The organism is Neorhizobium sp. P1_A6 (assembly GCF_056406795.1).
In genome coordinates, this window is sequence record NZ_JBFTZM010000016.1 from 15,887 (window position 1) to 30,507 (window position 14,621).

13 protein-coding genes are annotated in these 14,621 nt (G+C 58.1%); 1 reads left to right on the forward strand and 12 read right to left on the reverse strand.

The genetic code is table 11. From position 1 onward, the window contains the following. Positions 1-5: 5 nt before the first annotated feature. The 6 genes from trbJ to AC1D3C_RS24910 form a co-directional block, all read right to left on the reverse strand. On the reverse strand, positions 6-785 hold the full coding sequence (trbJ, locus tag AC1D3C_RS24885; RefSeq protein WP_477484742.1) for a P-type conjugative transfer protein TrbJ: 780 nt from the start codon (positions 783-785) through the stop codon (positions 6-8). After that, on the reverse strand, positions 782-3,286 hold the full coding sequence (gene trbE, locus AC1D3C_RS24890; protein ID WP_477484743.1) for a conjugal transfer protein TrbE: 2,505 nt from the start codon (positions 3,284-3,286) through the stop codon (positions 782-784). The genes trbJ and trbE overlap by 4 nt, the downstream gene beginning before the upstream one ends. A gap of 10 nt (positions 3,287-3,296) precedes the next feature. After that, complete coding sequence (locus tag AC1D3C_RS24895) at positions 3,297-3,578, reverse strand: VirB3 family type IV secretion system protein (RefSeq protein ID WP_477484744.1); 282 nt, start codon at positions 3,576-3,578, stop codon at positions 3,297-3,299. Continuing rightward, positions 3,578-3,922 (reverse strand): TrbC/VirB2 family type IV secretion system protein, encoded by a 345-nt coding sequence (locus AC1D3C_RS24900; RefSeq protein ID WP_477484745.1) that lies wholly within the window; start codon positions 3,920-3,922, stop codon positions 3,578-3,580. Before AC1D3C_RS24900 ends, AC1D3C_RS24895 begins: the two co-directional genes overlap by 1 nt. Next, on the reverse strand, positions 3,919-4,923 hold the full coding sequence (gene trbB, locus AC1D3C_RS24905; protein WP_477484746.1) for a P-type conjugative transfer ATPase TrbB: 1,005 nt from the start codon (positions 4,921-4,923) through the stop codon (positions 3,919-3,921). The genes AC1D3C_RS24900 and trbB overlap by 4 nt, the downstream gene beginning before the upstream one ends. 187 nt (positions 4,924-5,110) lie before the next feature. Continuing rightward, positions 5,111-5,998: a LysR family transcriptional regulator gene (locus tag AC1D3C_RS24910; protein WP_477484747.1), complete on the reverse strand. Its 888-nt coding sequence runs from the start codon at positions 5,996-5,998 to the stop codon at positions 5,111-5,113. Between the two features lie 147 nt (positions 5,999-6,145). On the opposite strand from AC1D3C_RS24910, the gene AC1D3C_RS24915 reads away from it, so the two are divergent. After that, complete coding sequence (locus tag AC1D3C_RS24915) at positions 6,146-6,505, forward strand: cupin domain-containing protein (protein ID WP_477484748.1); 360 nt, start codon at positions 6,146-6,148, stop codon at positions 6,503-6,505. Between the two features lie 45 nt (positions 6,506-6,550). Here the strand turns inward: AC1D3C_RS24915 and AC1D3C_RS24920 are convergent, their stop codons facing one another. From AC1D3C_RS24920 to AC1D3C_RS24945, 6 genes are all read right to left on the reverse strand, one after another. Further along, on the reverse strand, positions 6,551-7,924 hold the full coding sequence (locus tag AC1D3C_RS24920; RefSeq protein ID WP_477484749.1) for an MmgE/PrpD family protein: 1,374 nt from the start codon (positions 7,922-7,924) through the stop codon (positions 6,551-6,553). Positions 7,925-7,933: 9 nt separating this feature from the next. Further along, positions 7,934-9,592 (reverse strand): ABC transporter ATP-binding protein, encoded by a 1,659-nt coding sequence (locus AC1D3C_RS24925; protein WP_477484750.1) that lies wholly within the window; start codon positions 9,590-9,592, stop codon positions 7,934-7,936. 2 nt (positions 9,593-9,594) lie between these two features. Further along, entirely contained in the window at positions 9,595-10,473 is an 879-nt protein-coding gene (locus AC1D3C_RS24930; RefSeq protein ID WP_477484751.1) for an ABC transporter permease, read from the reverse strand. Positions 10,474-10,483: 10 nt separating this feature from the next. Beyond that, a complete protein-coding gene (locus AC1D3C_RS24935) occupies positions 10,484-11,434 on the reverse strand; it encodes an ABC transporter permease (RefSeq protein WP_477484752.1) in 951 nt (316 codons plus the stop codon). Between the two features lie 83 nt (positions 11,435-11,517). Beyond that, complete coding sequence (locus tag AC1D3C_RS24940) at positions 11,518-13,188, reverse strand: peptide ABC transporter substrate-binding protein (RefSeq protein WP_477484753.1); 1,671 nt, start codon at positions 13,186-13,188, stop codon at positions 11,518-11,520. A 65-nt stretch (positions 13,189-13,253) separates the two neighbouring features. Continuing rightward, a complete protein-coding gene (locus AC1D3C_RS24945; protein WP_477484754.1) occupies positions 13,254-14,591 on the reverse strand; it encodes an NAD(P)/FAD-dependent oxidoreductase in 1,338 nt (445 codons plus the stop codon). Positions 14,592-14,621 lie beyond the last annotated feature (30 nt).

Consider the following 14,621-nt stretch of genomic DNA (forward strand, 5'->3'; position numbering starts at 1 on the left):
GCTCCTCAATCGTGGAACATGCGGACGCTGGACGGACTGTAGGCCGAGCCGGTCATGAAGCGGCTGAACTGCTCACGGGCCTGTTCCTGTGCTGCCGCTGCCCTCGCCTGTTCCAGCGCACTGGCCCTGCCCTGCGCGGCGAGCATCGCGGTCAGGTCGGAGATCTGTTTTGCCTGCACGGCCATGAGCTGGTTGCCGGCCTGGGTCGCCTGCAGCACGCCAACCGCCGACTGGCTGGCATCGACCAGTTCGCTGGTCTGCTGTTGCGTGCCCTCGATATTGTCGACTGCCACGGCTCCCGCCTTCAGCGAATGCTCGAAAGCGGAAACCGATTGCTGCCAGCGCTGTTGCGCGGTCGAGACGAGCTGCGTTGCCGTTCGGTCACCCGCGGCAAAATCGCGATAGGTGGCGTTGAATTGCTCGTCGATATTTTGAACGTCGTAGGCAAGCTGGTCCGCTTCCCCGAGCAGGTTCTTCATCTCGGAAAAATTGTCCTCGATCTGCGACAGCATCGAGGTCGGCAGGCTGGTAAGGTTCTTGGCCTGATTTATCAGCATCTGCGCTTCGTTCTGAAGTGACGTGACCTGGTTCCTGATCTGCTCCAGTGCCCTGGCAGCCGAAAGCAGGTTCTGGCTGTAGTTGGTGGGGTCGTAGACGATCCGCCATGCGAAAGCCGGCGTCGCCAGGAATGGAACGGCAGCGCACGGCAGGACCAGAATGGCTGCGGCGCAGGCGAGTGCGCGGACGCGGCCTTTGAGGCCAGCACGGACAACGGTAGTCTTCATGGGGAAATCTCCTCTTCGGGTGACAGGGGGATGGGATTCGAGCCGCTCGTCTTTTCCGCCGACTGGTCGACGACGTTGGTGAGGTCGGGAACAAGATCGGAGGCCCAGCGCAAGCCGTTGGCCTCGAGCCAGGCTTCGAGGAAGTATGGGCGCGCGCCTTCGCGGATCAGTTCATCGATCAGCGCATGGTCAGCCTTGGTCGATGCGGCGCAAAATGTCAGCGCGACGGATCCGAGGCCAAGCTCGAACAGCCGGTTGCCTCTGCGGCTCTGGCAGTAATAGTCCCGCTTCGGCGTTGCCCTGGCGATGATCTCGATCTGGCGCGCATTCAAACCGAAGCGTTCATAGATAGAGGTGATCTGCGGCTCGATGGCCCGCTCGTTGGCGAGGAAGATGCGCGTCGGGCAGCTTTCGACGATGACGGGCGCGATCGGCGAGGCCTCGATGTCGGCAAGCGACTGCGAGGAGAAGACGACGCTGACATTCTTCTTGCGCAGCGTCTTCAGCCATTCCTTGATTTTCTGGGCGAAGCCGCCGTCGTCCAGCGCCCGCCAGCCTTCGTCGATGATCAGCAGGCTCGGCCGACCGTCGAAGCGGGATTCAATCCGGTGGAACAGATAGGAAAGAACGGCGGGCGCCGCTCCCGTGCCGATCAATCCTTCGGTCTCGAACGCCTGCACCTGCGCGTCCCCAAGCCATTCCATTTCTGCATCGAGCAGGCGACCGTATGGGCCGCCGATGCAGTAGGGACGCAAGGCCTGCTTGAGCGCCGACGACTGCAACAGCACCGTCAGGCCGGTGATGGTCCTTTCCACGACCGGTGCGGAAGCCAGGGACGTCAACGCCGTCCAGAGATATTCCTTGACGACCGGCGTGATGGTGACGCCCTCACGGATCAGGATATCGACAAGCCAGTCGGCGGCCCATGCACGTTCCGGTGTGTCCTCGATCCCGGCAAGCGGCTGGAGTGACACGGTATTGAGGAGCGATGTATCGTCGGAGAGCGAGCCGCCCAAATCCTGCCAGTCGCCATTCATAGCGAGCGTTGCAGCCCTTATGCTCCCGCCGAAATCGAAGGCGAAGACCTGGGAACGGAGATATCGGCGGAACTGAAGGGCCATCATCGCCAACAGCACGGACTTTCCGGCACCGGTCGGACCGACGATCATGGTGTGGCCGACATCGCCGACATGCAGAGAAAACCGAAACGGCGTCGATCCTTCGGTGCGGGCATAAAACAGCGGTGGCGCGTCGAAATGCTCGTCCTTCGCCGGTCCCGCCCAGACTGCGGACAGCGGGATCATGTGGGCGAGGTTCAGCGTCGAGATCGGCGGCTGGCGGACATTGGCATAGGTCTGGCCGGGAATGCTGCCAAGCCATGCCTCAATGGCATTGACGCTTTCGACGATCGCCGTGAAGTCGCGTGACTGGATGACTTTTTCCGTCAGCCGCAGTTTCTCGTCGGCGATCGCCGGATCGGTGTCCCAGACCGTGACCGTGGCAGTTACGTAGACTTCCCCGACCTGATCGGAGCCGAGATCCTGCAGGGCTGCGTCGGCATCGGCTGCCTTGTTGGCGGCATCGCTATCGACCAGCACCGATTGCTCGTTGGTCAGCACTTCCTTGAGGATCGCGGCAATGGATTTGCGCTTGGCGAACCACTGCCGCCTGATCTTCGTCACCAGCCGTGTCGCGTCGGTCTTGTCGAGCATGATTGCCCGGGTGCTCCACCGATACGGAAAGGCCAGCCGGTTGAGATCGTCGAGGATGCCGGGAAAGGTGACCGTCGGAAACCCGATCACAGTCAGTGTGCGCAGATGGAAGTCGCCAAGCCGTGGTTCAAGCCCGCCGGCCAAGGGCTGATCGGCCAGCAGCGCGTCGAGGTGCATCGGTGTTTCCGGAATACGGACACGATGGCGTTTGGTGGAAATGGTCGAATGCAGGTAGCTGAGCGTCTCAGTGTCATCCAGCCATCCGGCTTCCGGCACGAAGCCTTCCACGAGATGGAGGACCCGGTCCGTGCGATCGACGAAACTGTTCAGCAGTTCCCACGGATCAACGCCGCTTTTCTCCCGGCCCTCGTAGAGCCAGCTTTCCATGCGCGAGGCTTCTTCCGCAGGCGGCAGCCAGACGAAGGTCAGGAAATAGCTGCTCTCGTAGAGAAGGCCGGATTCATCGAATTGTTCGCGCCGCTCTATGTCGAGAAGCGCAGATGCCGAATCCGGAAACAGGCTTTCCGGATAGTCGGTGGCCGGATTGCGCTGTGCTTCGACGAAGATCGCCCAGCCGGAGCCAAGGCGACGCAGCGCGTTGTTGAGCCGTGCCGTGCTGCCGACGAGTTCAGCCGGCGTAGCGCTGTCGAGATCGGGTCCGCGAAACCGGGCGGTGCGCTGGAACGAACCGTCCTTGTTCAGGACGGCGCCGGGTGCGACCAACGCCGCCCATGGCAGGAAGTCGGAGAGGTAGGAGGAGCGTTTGCGATATTCTGCGAGGTTCATCATCGGCAATACCTCACACGCCTATGTGCGCCGGATAGCGCAGGTGCCTGCGCCCGACATCGACAAACTGCGCATCACGTTTCGCTGCCCAGACGGCCGCGAAATGGCCGATGGCCCAGATCACCAGCCCGGCGATCCAGAGGCGAAGACCGAGGCTGACGGCAGCCGCGAGCGTTCCGTTGGCGATGGCAACGGCACGGGGAGCTCCACCGAGCAGGATCGGCTCGGCGAGCGAACGATGGACGGTGGCGTAGAAGCCACGCACGTCATCTTCTTGCTGAAAACCGCCCGCCATCAGACCAGCGCTCCGCCGCCGAAGGAAAAGAACGACAGGAAGAAGGAACTGGCCGCAAACGCGATGCTCAACCCGAAGACGATCTGGATCAGCTTGCGGAAGCCGCCGGACGTGTCGCCGAAGGCGAGCGCCAGGCCGGTGGCGATGATGATGATCACCGCGACGATCTTGGCGACCGGCCCTTCGATGGATTCCAGGATCTGCTGAAGCGGCTCCTCCCAGGGCATGGACGAGCCGGAGGCATGCGCGGGTGCCGCCATCAGCAGCGTGATCGAGGCGAGCGCGGTCGCATTGACAAGGCGATTGCGGAAACGACGAAGGACAGACAAGACAGGTTTATTCATTGCTGGTCTCCTTTCGGGAGCGGTTGGTGAGCGGGAGGAAGGTGAGAGTTGAGGGTCAGGTAATCGCCGGTGGCGGAATCAAGCCCATCGACAAGAGCGATTTCCACAAGACGGCGGGCAGCGCCACGGCCGGCCAGAACGGCGATGATGTCGATGGTTTCGGCGATAAGCGCGCGGGGTACCCTGACGACGGCTTCCTGCACGAGTTGCTCCAGCCGCCGCAGCGCGCCGATCGCCGTATTGGCGTGGATCGTGCCGATGCCACCCGGATGGCCGGTGCCCCAGGCCTTCAGAAGATCGAGGGCTTCCGCGCCGCGCACCTCACCGACCGGAATGCGATCAGGTCGCAGGCGCAGCGATGACTTCACCAGATCGGAAAGCGAGGCCACACCATCTTTGGTGCGCAGCGCGACAAGGTTCGGAGCCGCGCACTGCAACTCTCTGGTATCCTCAATCAGCACCACGCGATCGGAAGTCTTGGCGACTTCCGCCAGCAGCGCGTTGGTGAGTGTCGTCTTGCCGGTGGATGTGCCGCCGGCGACAAGTATGTTCTTGCGCTTCTCCACCGCCAGCCGAAGCACCTCGGCCTGGTCTTGGGTCATGATGCCGGCGGCGACATAATCGGAGAGGGTGAAGACAGCAACGGCAGGCTTGCGGATGGCAAATGTCGCGGCAGCAACGACCGGCGGCAGCAATCCCTCGAAGCGTTCACCGGTTTCCGGCAGTTCGGCCGAGACACGCGGTGCGCCGGCATGCACCTCGGCACCAACATGGTGGGCAACCAGCCGCACAATACGTTCGCTATCGGCCGGGATCAGTATGTCGTCTGTGGCGACAAGACCTTCCTTCAGACGATCGACCCAAAGGCGTCCGTCCGGGTTCAGCATCACTTCGACGATGGCGGGATCTTCGAGATAGGCGGCGATTGCCGGGCCGAGCGCCGTGCGCAGCATGCGCGCACCGCGTGAAACGGCTTGCCCTTCGTGATGATGATTGGCCATGATGCCCCCGTTCGGGCCATCCGCAAAACGGTCGGATGGCAACAGGGACAATCAAGAAAGGCACAAATTATGTGCCGGCAACACTATTCTTTCCGGGATCGTAGGCGCTCGTAGACGAGCGAAAAATTACTTGCGAGATACGGTGCTACCGGCTGCCCTTGTCTTGCACTGCGCATGGCAGGACGAATCAGCTTTGCCGCTTGATGGTATCGATGAAAGTCTTGAGTGCCGGGTTCTGGTTGTCTGGTTTCCAGTAAGCCATATAGCCGAGGCGTGTCGCTCCGCTACCACTATGCAGCGGGCGAAAGACGACCCCGAGACTGGACAAGCCAACTGCGGATTCGGATTGCAGCGCTATGCCCTGCCCGCTGGCGACTTCGCTCAGAATGCTTTCGCGGCTGAGACGCCGTGTGATGATGTCGGGATGATCGGAAGGTGCAGCCAGATGCCGGAGAAGGATCGCGTGGATATCCGGGCCGGGATCGTGGTAGCTGATCAGGAAGCGCTCACCCTTCAGGTCCGGCCAATAGATGACTGACCTTTCCACGAGAGGATGATCTTGTGGTAACGCTACCACGAGGTTTTCCGACCACAGCGGTACAAAATCAAAAGCCTCGCCTCTAATCACGTCTCCCAGCACGATGGCGGCATCTATGGCGCCGGACAACACACCGGCCGCAACGTCGATGAACGGGGTCTCGATCAATTCTACCTCGATATCGGAATATTGGTTTCGGAAATCCCGCAAGGCGGCGCGTAACGGTCCGGATGAAAGGGATTTGTAAAAACCGACGACGACCCGCCCCAACCTTCCCGAACCGCTCGCCTTGGCACGATCCCTGAGTTGCTCGATATCCTCAATGATACGGCGCGCGGACACTGCGAATTCCTCGCCGACCGGGGTCAGCCGTGCGCCTGATGTGGAGCGGTCAAAAAGCGGGACACCGAGTTCATCTTCCAGTTCACGTATTCGCTTGCTGATGATGGGCTGGTGGACGTTAAGCTCGTTGCCTGCAGCACTGAAACTTCCATTCCGAGCGGTGGCCACAACATATCGAAGATGACGCAATTCCACTTGCGTATTCCTTGTATTGGGCGCCCATTCTTCCGCGCGGCAGTTTCTTTCTCTCAGCGCAAAAACTCTGAGGTGGCGGTCATTTTACATTGACAATCGTTTGTATTGCAAAATACAAACGATTGCGCAAACGAATAAGGAATTGCTATGTCACTTCTCGTCACTTTGGAAAATCACGTTGACAAACTACCCGATCCCACAACCAGAAAACCTTCGTCAGAGGAAAAGATCGAAGGCGATCCGGATTTCCGCACCTGGCTTCAAGACGAGTCATTTGATGGGAAGGTCCGAACCGGTATCTGGGAAGCCACGCCTGGGTTGACCCATGCCATCAAGGAGGGTGTCTACGAATACTGCCTTATTCTGCAAGGCGTCGTGGAAATCACCGAAAATGGAGGAGAGCCCAAGATCTACCGCTCGGGCGATAGCTTCCTGTTCAAACCCGGTTTCCGGGGCACTTGGCGGACGATCGAGACCGTGCGCAAAATGTATGTCGTAGTACGCTGACAGCATAATGGGAGCCGGCATCGCCGGCTTCCTTCAAGCTTGCCCCTAAGCATCAGCGCGATTGACTTTCAGAAGGCTCGCCAAATGCCGCTCGAAAGCCTTCCAATTTGGGGCAGACGGCAATCCATACAAATGCTCGAATGCTTCTTCCCCATCTGGGCTGCCGCAAAGTGATAAAAATTTGTGCTGCAGATCGCCGCGCTTAAAAGGCCTCTGCGGACTGCCCTTCGTTTGCTCCACGACTTCAGACGCTGATGTGCCATCGATAAATGTAACCGTAACCTTACACAAAAAGGGATCATCCTGCTCCGGGAGCCCGCGCATCTCGACACGTTCGATCACATGACGAATGGCGGGATCAGCCAGTTGGGCGTCGGTGAAGGCCGCCAGACCTGCCGAAGGCAAACAAAGCGCGACCGCGGCACAGAACTGCATACTGAACTTGCCTTCCAGCGCTGTTCTCGGCGTGCTGTGCGCGAGAATGGAGGGAATCGTTCTCCCGACATCGACGGTTACCGCGGCGATGTCCCGCCATGACATGGCGGAGGCCCGCTTACGAATCATCTCGCACGCCTCCATCGCCGTATGAGCAGCGGTGCAGCAAGGATAAGCCTTAATCGTAACACCCGGCTCGATGAATGGCGAGCCGCGGCCGAGTCTGGCGAATGCCGCATCGATGCGGTCGGGATTACCGCCATAGAGTTCTGCCAATCCCATTCGACCGAAAAGCGACGCATTTGCGTCGAGACCGGCCCTGACCAGGAGCACGGCGTTGAAGCCATCACGAGCCGCAGCGGCGACCTGCCACGGTTTGGCACTGCTTCCGAAAGCGGAACGCGTTCCGCTGGTACCAGTAACGGCAAAACCGAGGGCTGTTGCTTTTTCCTCAGCCGTCAATCCGAGTATGTGCGCGGCCGCCATCGCTGCGCCGAAGACACCGAGAGTTGCCGAGGCATGCCACCCCAGCGCATAATGTTCTGGGTTAAGCAACTCTCCAAGGGCCACCATGGTTTCGACGCCAGAAAGATAGCCATCAAGAATGGCCGATCCATCCACATTCTGGGTAGCGGCTGCGGCGAGAACAGCGGCCATGGTCGGCACTGTCACATGTGCGATGGAAACGATTGCCTCGTCGTCATCGAAATCATCAATGTGAGCCGCCATTGCGTTGAGCAATACAGCATCCGGCAGACGGGCTCTCAACGGACTGCCAACCAGCCATGCCGGATGGTTGACAGAGAGATCCACGATCGGGCTTTCAAGCAGCCTTTTCATTTCCGGCCGCCGGTATCCGGCGTAGGCTGTAGCCAATCCGTCAATGAAATTCATCAGCCCCGATTTTCGGTCATCGTCGGTGTAGCTTTGCGCGGAAGCTTCAATGGCGTTCGCGAACGCCAACGTGGGGTTCTCAACGATCATTGGCTATCCTCAAGATTCTGCCCAGTCGGTGCCAGGGATGGAAGCAACCAGCTCCTTTGTATATTCGTGACTGGGCCGTCGAAAGATCGAATGCGGCAAGCCTTGCTCAACGATCCGGCCTCGGTGCATGACAATGATCTCGTCGCAAATCTTGCTTGCTATGCGCAAATCATGGGTGATGAAGATCATCGCGATTCTCATCTCTTTCTGGATCTGAGTGAGGAGATCGAGAATCTGCGCCTGGATCGAAACATCGAGCGCGGAGACAGCCTCGTCGGCCACTAGGATTTGCGGATCGAACATCAAAGCCCGTGCAATGCCGATGCGCTGCCTCTGGCCACCGGAAAATTCGTGCGGATATCGAGACAAACTTTTCTCATCCAGGCCAACAAGATCGAGAAGGCGCACCGCCTTTTCGCGCGCGGCGGAAACCGTCATACCTCCCTGGCCGAGTGGCCCGGCAGTCAAGGCCGTAAAAACAGTATGCCGGGGATTGAGGGATGCGAATGGGTCCTGAAAGATCATCTGAATGAGAGGTCTCTGGGAACGGAAGTCTTTGTCGGACATCTTCGCGATATCCGTTCCCCGAAAAACGATGCTTCCGCTATCGCTGTCCATTAGCTTTACGATTATTTTGCCAAGCGTAGACTTTCCAGATCCGGACTCTCCGACAATTCCTAATGTTCGCCCTTCAAACAGGGTAACGTTAACGTCATCCACGGCCTTTACAATACGGTGAGGTTTAAAGATACCGATAGAGGTTTGATAGGTCTTGCTAAGATGCTCTATCTTCAGCACGACATCGGCATCAGTTGAGCTTTTGCGGTCGGATTGCGACATCCTCGGGACGGCGGCGATAAGCTTTCGTGTATAGGAATGGGTCGGTCGTTCCAAGACGTCCTTGACAACGCCCTGCTCGACAAGACTGCCCTTTTCCATCACAAGGACACGATCGGCGATCTCCGCCACCACGCCGAAGTCATGGGTGATGAACATCACGCTCATGTTTTTGCGTCGTTGAATTCTGCGGATAAGTTCGAGGATCTGAGCCTGGGTAGTAACGTCAAGCGCAGTGGTAGGTTCATCGGCGATCAGAATATCCGGATCGAGGGCCAAAGCCATCGCGATCATCACGCGCTGGCGTTGCCCTCCTGACAAACGAAAAGGATACTGGTGCTGTAAAACCTTGGGATCGGGCAAGCCGACGTCTTCCAGGAGTTCCAAAACCTTTGCTCGGCGCGAGGCGGTCGAGCCTACGGCATGAACCTCCATCACTTCGGCAATCTGGTCACCAATCCGCATCAACGGATTGAGCGCCGACAACGGATCCTGGAAGATCATTGAGACCGTGCGTCCGCGCAACGATAGCAACTCGCGCTCCGGAAGCTTCAGGAGGTCACGCCCCCCCATCAGGATGCTGCCGGCGGTAGCCTTGATCGTGTGCGGCAGAAGCCCCATGATGGTATTTGCCGTAACCGATTTACCGGAACCGGACTCGCCGATGATGCAAAGAATTTCTCCTTTCATCAGATCGAACGAAATATCCTCGACCGCAAAGGTCCGTTCCATATTTTTCGGAAGCCGGACCGAAAGCCCTCTGACCGAGAGGACAGAATACAGTGGCGTAGCTGCAGTTGTGGTTCCAACGGAGAGATTTCCTGCCATCATGATCAGTCTTGGCTCCTGATATCGAGGGCGTCGCGCAATCCGTCGCCGATGAAGTTGAAGCTGGTAACGGCCAGCGTTATTACCATGCCAGGAATAATTGCCAGCCACGGTGCGGTGGCGAGATATTGCTGCGCTCCGTTAAGCATATTGCCCCAGCTTGGATAGGGCGGTTGAATTCCATAGCCAAGGAAGCTGATATAGGCCTCCGAAAGGATGGCGCGGGCGACCGTCAGAGTAGCAGCGACGATGATTGGCCCCATCACGTTCGGTAGCAGCTCACGAGTCATTATCCAGCGAGCGGAAAGACCTGCCATTCGGGCGGCCGCAATAAAATCACGTTCTTTCAGAGACTTGACCTCCGCCGAGACGATACGAGCGATCTCCATCCAACTTGTGGCGGCGATCAGCAAGGTGATCATAGTGGGGCTTGGCCGAATGAAGGCGGCAAGCGTCAATAAGAGCAAAATTGATGGAAAGCATAGGAAGGCATCGACGATGCGCATCATCATGGCACCGACCTTGCCACCATAGTAGCCCGCGATGATCCCGACGCTGACGCCGATGACAATGCTGATGAACATCGCCGAGAATGCTACAAGAAGGGACAAGCGCCCCGCCATTAGCAGCCGCGCGGCAACGTCGCGGCCTAGCGGATCCGTACCCATAAAATGGTTACCTGTCATTGGCGCCGCGAAGCGCGCTCGCAAGTCGATGTAGAGATGGTCGTAGGGAAGGAGATACGGGCCAAATATGCTCGCCAGTATAAGTGTCGCAACGCAGACGATGCCAAGGATCGCCAGCTTATGGCGCATGAAGCGCCGAAGAGCGGGGTTGGTCGCTGGCCGCGGAGGAAGCGAGATTGCGTCGGAACCGGATGTCATTATTACCTCCTCACGCATGGCGGATGCGGGGATCGACCAGGGCGATCACGACATCGGCGATAAAATTTCCGGCGATGACGAGCACGGCGGAGAACATTAAAAGACCCAGGATGACCGGATAGTCCTTGTAGCTCAGGCTATCGAGGAACAGCCGGCCCATGCCAGGCCAGGTGAACACCGTTTCGGTCACGACAGCACCGCTTAGGAGCATTGGGAGCTCCAGCCCGGCAAGCGCGATCATCGGCAGGAGCGAGTTGCGCAACACGTGTCGCACTAGGACACGGCGCGGAGACATGCCTTTCGCCCGAGCGGTTCGGACATATTCCTGATTGAGAGCCTCAAGCGTTGCTGTACGCATATATCGGCTCCAGACGGCGAGGTGCACGAGGCCAAGCACCAGAGACGGCATGATGAGATGTTTCAAATATCCGAGGAAGCTCTCATCGCCTACCGTGTACATGTTGCCGGGTGGCAGCCAGCCGAGTCTGATTGAGAATATATAGATGCCGACTAGGCCAAACCAGAATGTCGGGATCGAGAGGGCAACCATGGCCACAATTGTGGTGCAATAGTCGAAAAGGGAATACTGGCGGACAGCACTCCGTATGCCGACCCAGCAACCAACGAGCACTGCGATCAGCGTAGCCGCGACCATGAGTGCGAGTGTTGCGCCCAAGTGCGAGGCGATGACGGATAGAACAGGGGTGTTGTCTCGATAGGACCGACCCCACTCGCCAGTGAGCATCCTTCCGATCCACTCTACATATTGGATCGGAAGGGGCCTGTTCAGGCCCATCTGTTCGCTAATGCGCTCCAAATCGGCAGCTGTCATTCCGGGTATCGCAACGAATTGCGCCAAAGGGCCGCCGGGCGCGAGATGGATGATAAAAAAGCCGATAAAAGAAACGATTGCCAGCAGAACTATGCTCTGCGACAGACGTCCCAAAACGTATCGAAACATCGGAGATTTCCCTGTCTTCCTGGGCGTGAAGGCGCCCAAATTTGGAGACGGGAGGCCCGGTCAGGCCTCCCCTTCAACATCGCTTACGACCAATACCAGTCGCCGATGTTCCAAGTGTCGATACGTACGTTCACATTGCCCGCGTAACCGTTGAGGCCCTCCTTATGGCCGCGAGCGGTACGCCGCTGCCACATCGTAATGAACGGCAGATCATTGCGCACGATCTCCTGGATCTTCGCGTAAATGGGCTTGCGTTCCTCGGGCACGAACAGCTTACCGCCTTCTCCCAACAGCCTGTCCACTTCCGGGTTCGCATATTGCCAGAAGTTCAGGCCACCGCCGCCCTTGGCTGCGCTGTTGGTCGACAAGAAGAAGTCACTCGTGTCCGGGTCGGATCCTGTGAGATAATCCTGGCCGTGCATGACACTATGAAACTGCGACTTCAGCCAGAAATCGGCGAACAGAACTGCCGCGGGCATGTTTTCGATGTTCATCTCAATGCCGACCTCACGAAGTGTTTGCTGCAGGTACTGCTGCACTTGCTCGCGGACGTAATTGCCGGCCGTCGTCGAGTTCGTGAAGGACAGGCGTTGCCCATTTTTGACGCGAATGCCATCAGAACCTGGAACCCATCCGGCAGCGTCGAGGAGTTGCTTCGCCTTTTCAAGATCAAACTCGTGCTTGGGCAAGTCGGGATTGTAGTAGAACGACTGCTGCGGCATGTAGCTCTCGGTCGCCAGCGGCACGCCAGAATAGATCTGCTCAAGCGCTGCATCCCTGTCGAAAGCATAGTAGATGGCTTGGCGGACCGCTTGCTCGTCCAAGGGCGCCCGCCCGGTGTTGAATGCGATACATTCGATCGACGATGCCGGCATTAACTCCACGGCTTTGCCAGGGAGAGCTTGGGCGGCCTTGTACTTGTCGGGCGGTATGTAGGAAATGCTAATCAGATCGATATCGCCGGTGGTGAACTGCGTATAGAGCACCGTTTGATCGGGAATGTAGCGGAAGACCAACTTCTCGATGTACGGCCCTTCGCCGAAATAATCATGGTTAGCGACCACTTCGATGCTGTCTCCCGGCCTGCGATTCACGAACTTGAAAGGTCCAGTTCCGATGGGAGCACTATCGATCGAAGCCGAATTCTTGTCTGCGACACCATCGAACGTATGAGCAGCGACAATGAACGTTGCGGCGAGGATCGAAGGATAAGGCGCGAACGGCCGTTCCATACGCCAAGTCAATTCGGTCGGGGATACCACAGTAAGGTCGCGGATGAGTTGATGCCCAGTGCGGCGCCAACTATTGAATTTTGGATCGACGAGAAGTTCGAGCGTGAACTTCACGTCCGCCGCAGTGAACGGTTTGCCGTCGTGCCACTTGACGTCGTCGCGCAGCTTGATGCGCCAGTTGAGGCCGTCCTCAGAGACGCCGCCGTTGGCAACCGTCGGCACCTCGACGGCCAGGGATGGTTCGAAAATGCCCTCTGCATTCACGATAAAGAGCGTGTCAAAAAGGGCGAACTGGATCCCTTCGTCCACTTCAAGATGAAGCTTGTGCGGATTGAAGACCGTCGACTCCTGAGAAAGCCCAACGATGAGCTGGCCGTGCGGTTTGGAAGGCGCCGCGGCAAAAGCCTGATCCCGACCAAGTAAATTGGGAGCAAATAGGCTTACTGCTCCCCCAGCGCCGAGAAGGGCAAGCATCTTTCTGCGAGTGAAATTTAAGCTATGCGTTTCTTTATCGTTCGTCATGGCGGAACCCCTTTTTTGGTTTGAAGTATACCTTAGTGCGGCTGCCTCTTGTCGGGCAGTTGCGGTTACTGGCGCATATCGGGCATAAGCTCGATCTTTGAGCCATCCGAGAAACGGGACAGGCGAAAGTGAAACGGATCGACGACCGGCGAACGGCCCGTGACGATATCCGCCATCAAGCGTCCGGCGGCTGGCGCGATGCCGAAGCCGTGACCCGAAAAGCCGGTGGCGATATGAAAGCCTGGAATGGAATCGACGGCCGAAATGATTGGCACCGCGTCAGGCAGAACGTCGATATAGCCGCCCCAGCGCTGCGCGATCTCGGCCTTGGCAAACACTGGCCAAGTCGCCGCAAGTTTAGCGAGCGTTCCGTCCGCATACTTCTTTGACGGAACAGGATCTAGGACGCGGCAATATTCGAAAGGGCTGGCCTCGTCCATCTGCCAGGCTTTCGCCATCTGCAATTCTTCGAAGAAGCGGCCGGAAACGCGGAAACGCAACGAGCGCCACTCCTCCCGAAACGAGGGTAGAAACTTAAGGGCATACTTGAAGGAGTTGGGGACAATATCGACGATATTTTCATGCCCTGACGCAATCGTATAGCCCCCGTCCTGTCGCTTCCGTATAGCAAATGCCTTTGTCCAAAGCGCACCCTCAGGGCCGCCTTCTACGGGCTTTGTGCTCAATACCGAGTTCATGACGTTGAGTTGCGGCACATTAATACCGTAGCGTCGACAGAATAAATTACTCCAGACGCCGCCTGCCATCACAACGGCATCGCAAGCGATCGTTCCGCGTTCCGTCACGACGCCGCTGACGCGTCCGGCTGATAAATCCAACCCCCTGACCGCGCATTCCGTCAAAATGACAGCGCCCTTCTCACGGGCGGCTTCAGCAATGGCAGCTGTCGCTTTCTGGGGTTCGGCACGACCGTCCCCTGGAGTGTGAAGTGCACCATACGGCTTGATTGTAAGACCAGGAAACATTTCGGCGAACTCGTCGCCGTTCATCATATGACTTTCGATCTGGTAGGGCTCCAGATAGCGCATCCAGTCGGCGTAGGTGTTGAATTGTGTTTCGGTCGCGCATGCGAAAGTGATGCTCGCCCGCTTGTAACCCGTATCTCTGCCAATGCGGTTGTCGAGCGTGTCCCAGATACGGAGCGCTTCGATCATGAGTGGAATTTCGCGCGGGTCACGGCGCGATAGTCGTACCCAACCCCAGTTGCGGCTTGATTGTTCCTGTCCGATTCCACCCTTCTCGCACAGAGCTACCTTGATACCACGCTCAGCCAACTCGAGTGCGGTAGATGCTCCGACGATGCCGCCGCCGATGATGACGACATCAACCTTTTCGGGTAAGTGCTCGTCTCCATGGACCGAATCCACTCTGGGTCCCGGCATACCAATCTCCTATTCTTCCTGTAAAAGTTG

Coding starts and splice junctions, on each gene's coding strand:
- AC1D3C_RS24925 (WP_477484750.1), bottom strand. CDS start 9,592: ATGATGGCAGGAAATCTCTCCGTTGGAACCACAACTGCAGCTACGCCA.
- AC1D3C_RS24920 (WP_477484749.1), bottom strand. CDS start 7,924: ATGATCGTTGAGAACCCCACGTTGGCGTTCGCGAACGCCATTGAAGCT.
- trbJ (WP_477484742.1), bottom strand. CDS start 785: ATGAAGACTACCGTTGTCCGTGCTGGCCTCAAAGGCCGCGTCCGCGCA.
- AC1D3C_RS24945 (WP_477484754.1), bottom strand. CDS start 14,591: ATGCCGGGACCCAGAGTGGATTCGGTCCATGGAGACGAGCACTTACCC.
- trbB (WP_477484746.1), bottom strand. CDS start 4,923: ATGGCCAATCATCATCACGAAGGGCAAGCCGTTTCACGCGGTGCGCGC.
- AC1D3C_RS24940 (WP_477484753.1), bottom strand. CDS start 13,188: ATGACGAACGATAAAGAAACGCATAGCTTAAATTTCACTCGCAGAAAG.
- AC1D3C_RS24900 (WP_477484745.1), bottom strand. CDS start 3,922: ATGAATAAACCTGTCTTGTCTGTCCTTCGTCGTTTCCGCAATCGCCTT.
- AC1D3C_RS24930 (WP_477484751.1), bottom strand. CDS start 10,473: ATGACATCCGGTTCCGACGCAATCTCGCTTCCTCCGCGGCCAGCGACC.
- AC1D3C_RS24895 (WP_477484744.1), bottom strand. CDS start 3,578: ATGGCGGGCGGTTTTCAGCAAGAAGATGACGTGCGTGGCTTCTACGCC.
- AC1D3C_RS24915 (WP_477484748.1), top strand. CDS start 6,146: ATGTCACTTCTCGTCACTTTGGAAAATCACGTTGACAAACTACCCGAT.
- trbE (WP_477484743.1), bottom strand. CDS start 3,286: ATGATGAACCTCGCAGAATATCGCAAACGCTCCTCCTACCTCTCCGAC.
- AC1D3C_RS24935 (WP_477484752.1), bottom strand. CDS start 11,434: ATGTTTCGATACGTTTTGGGACGTCTGTCGCAGAGCATAGTTCTGCTG.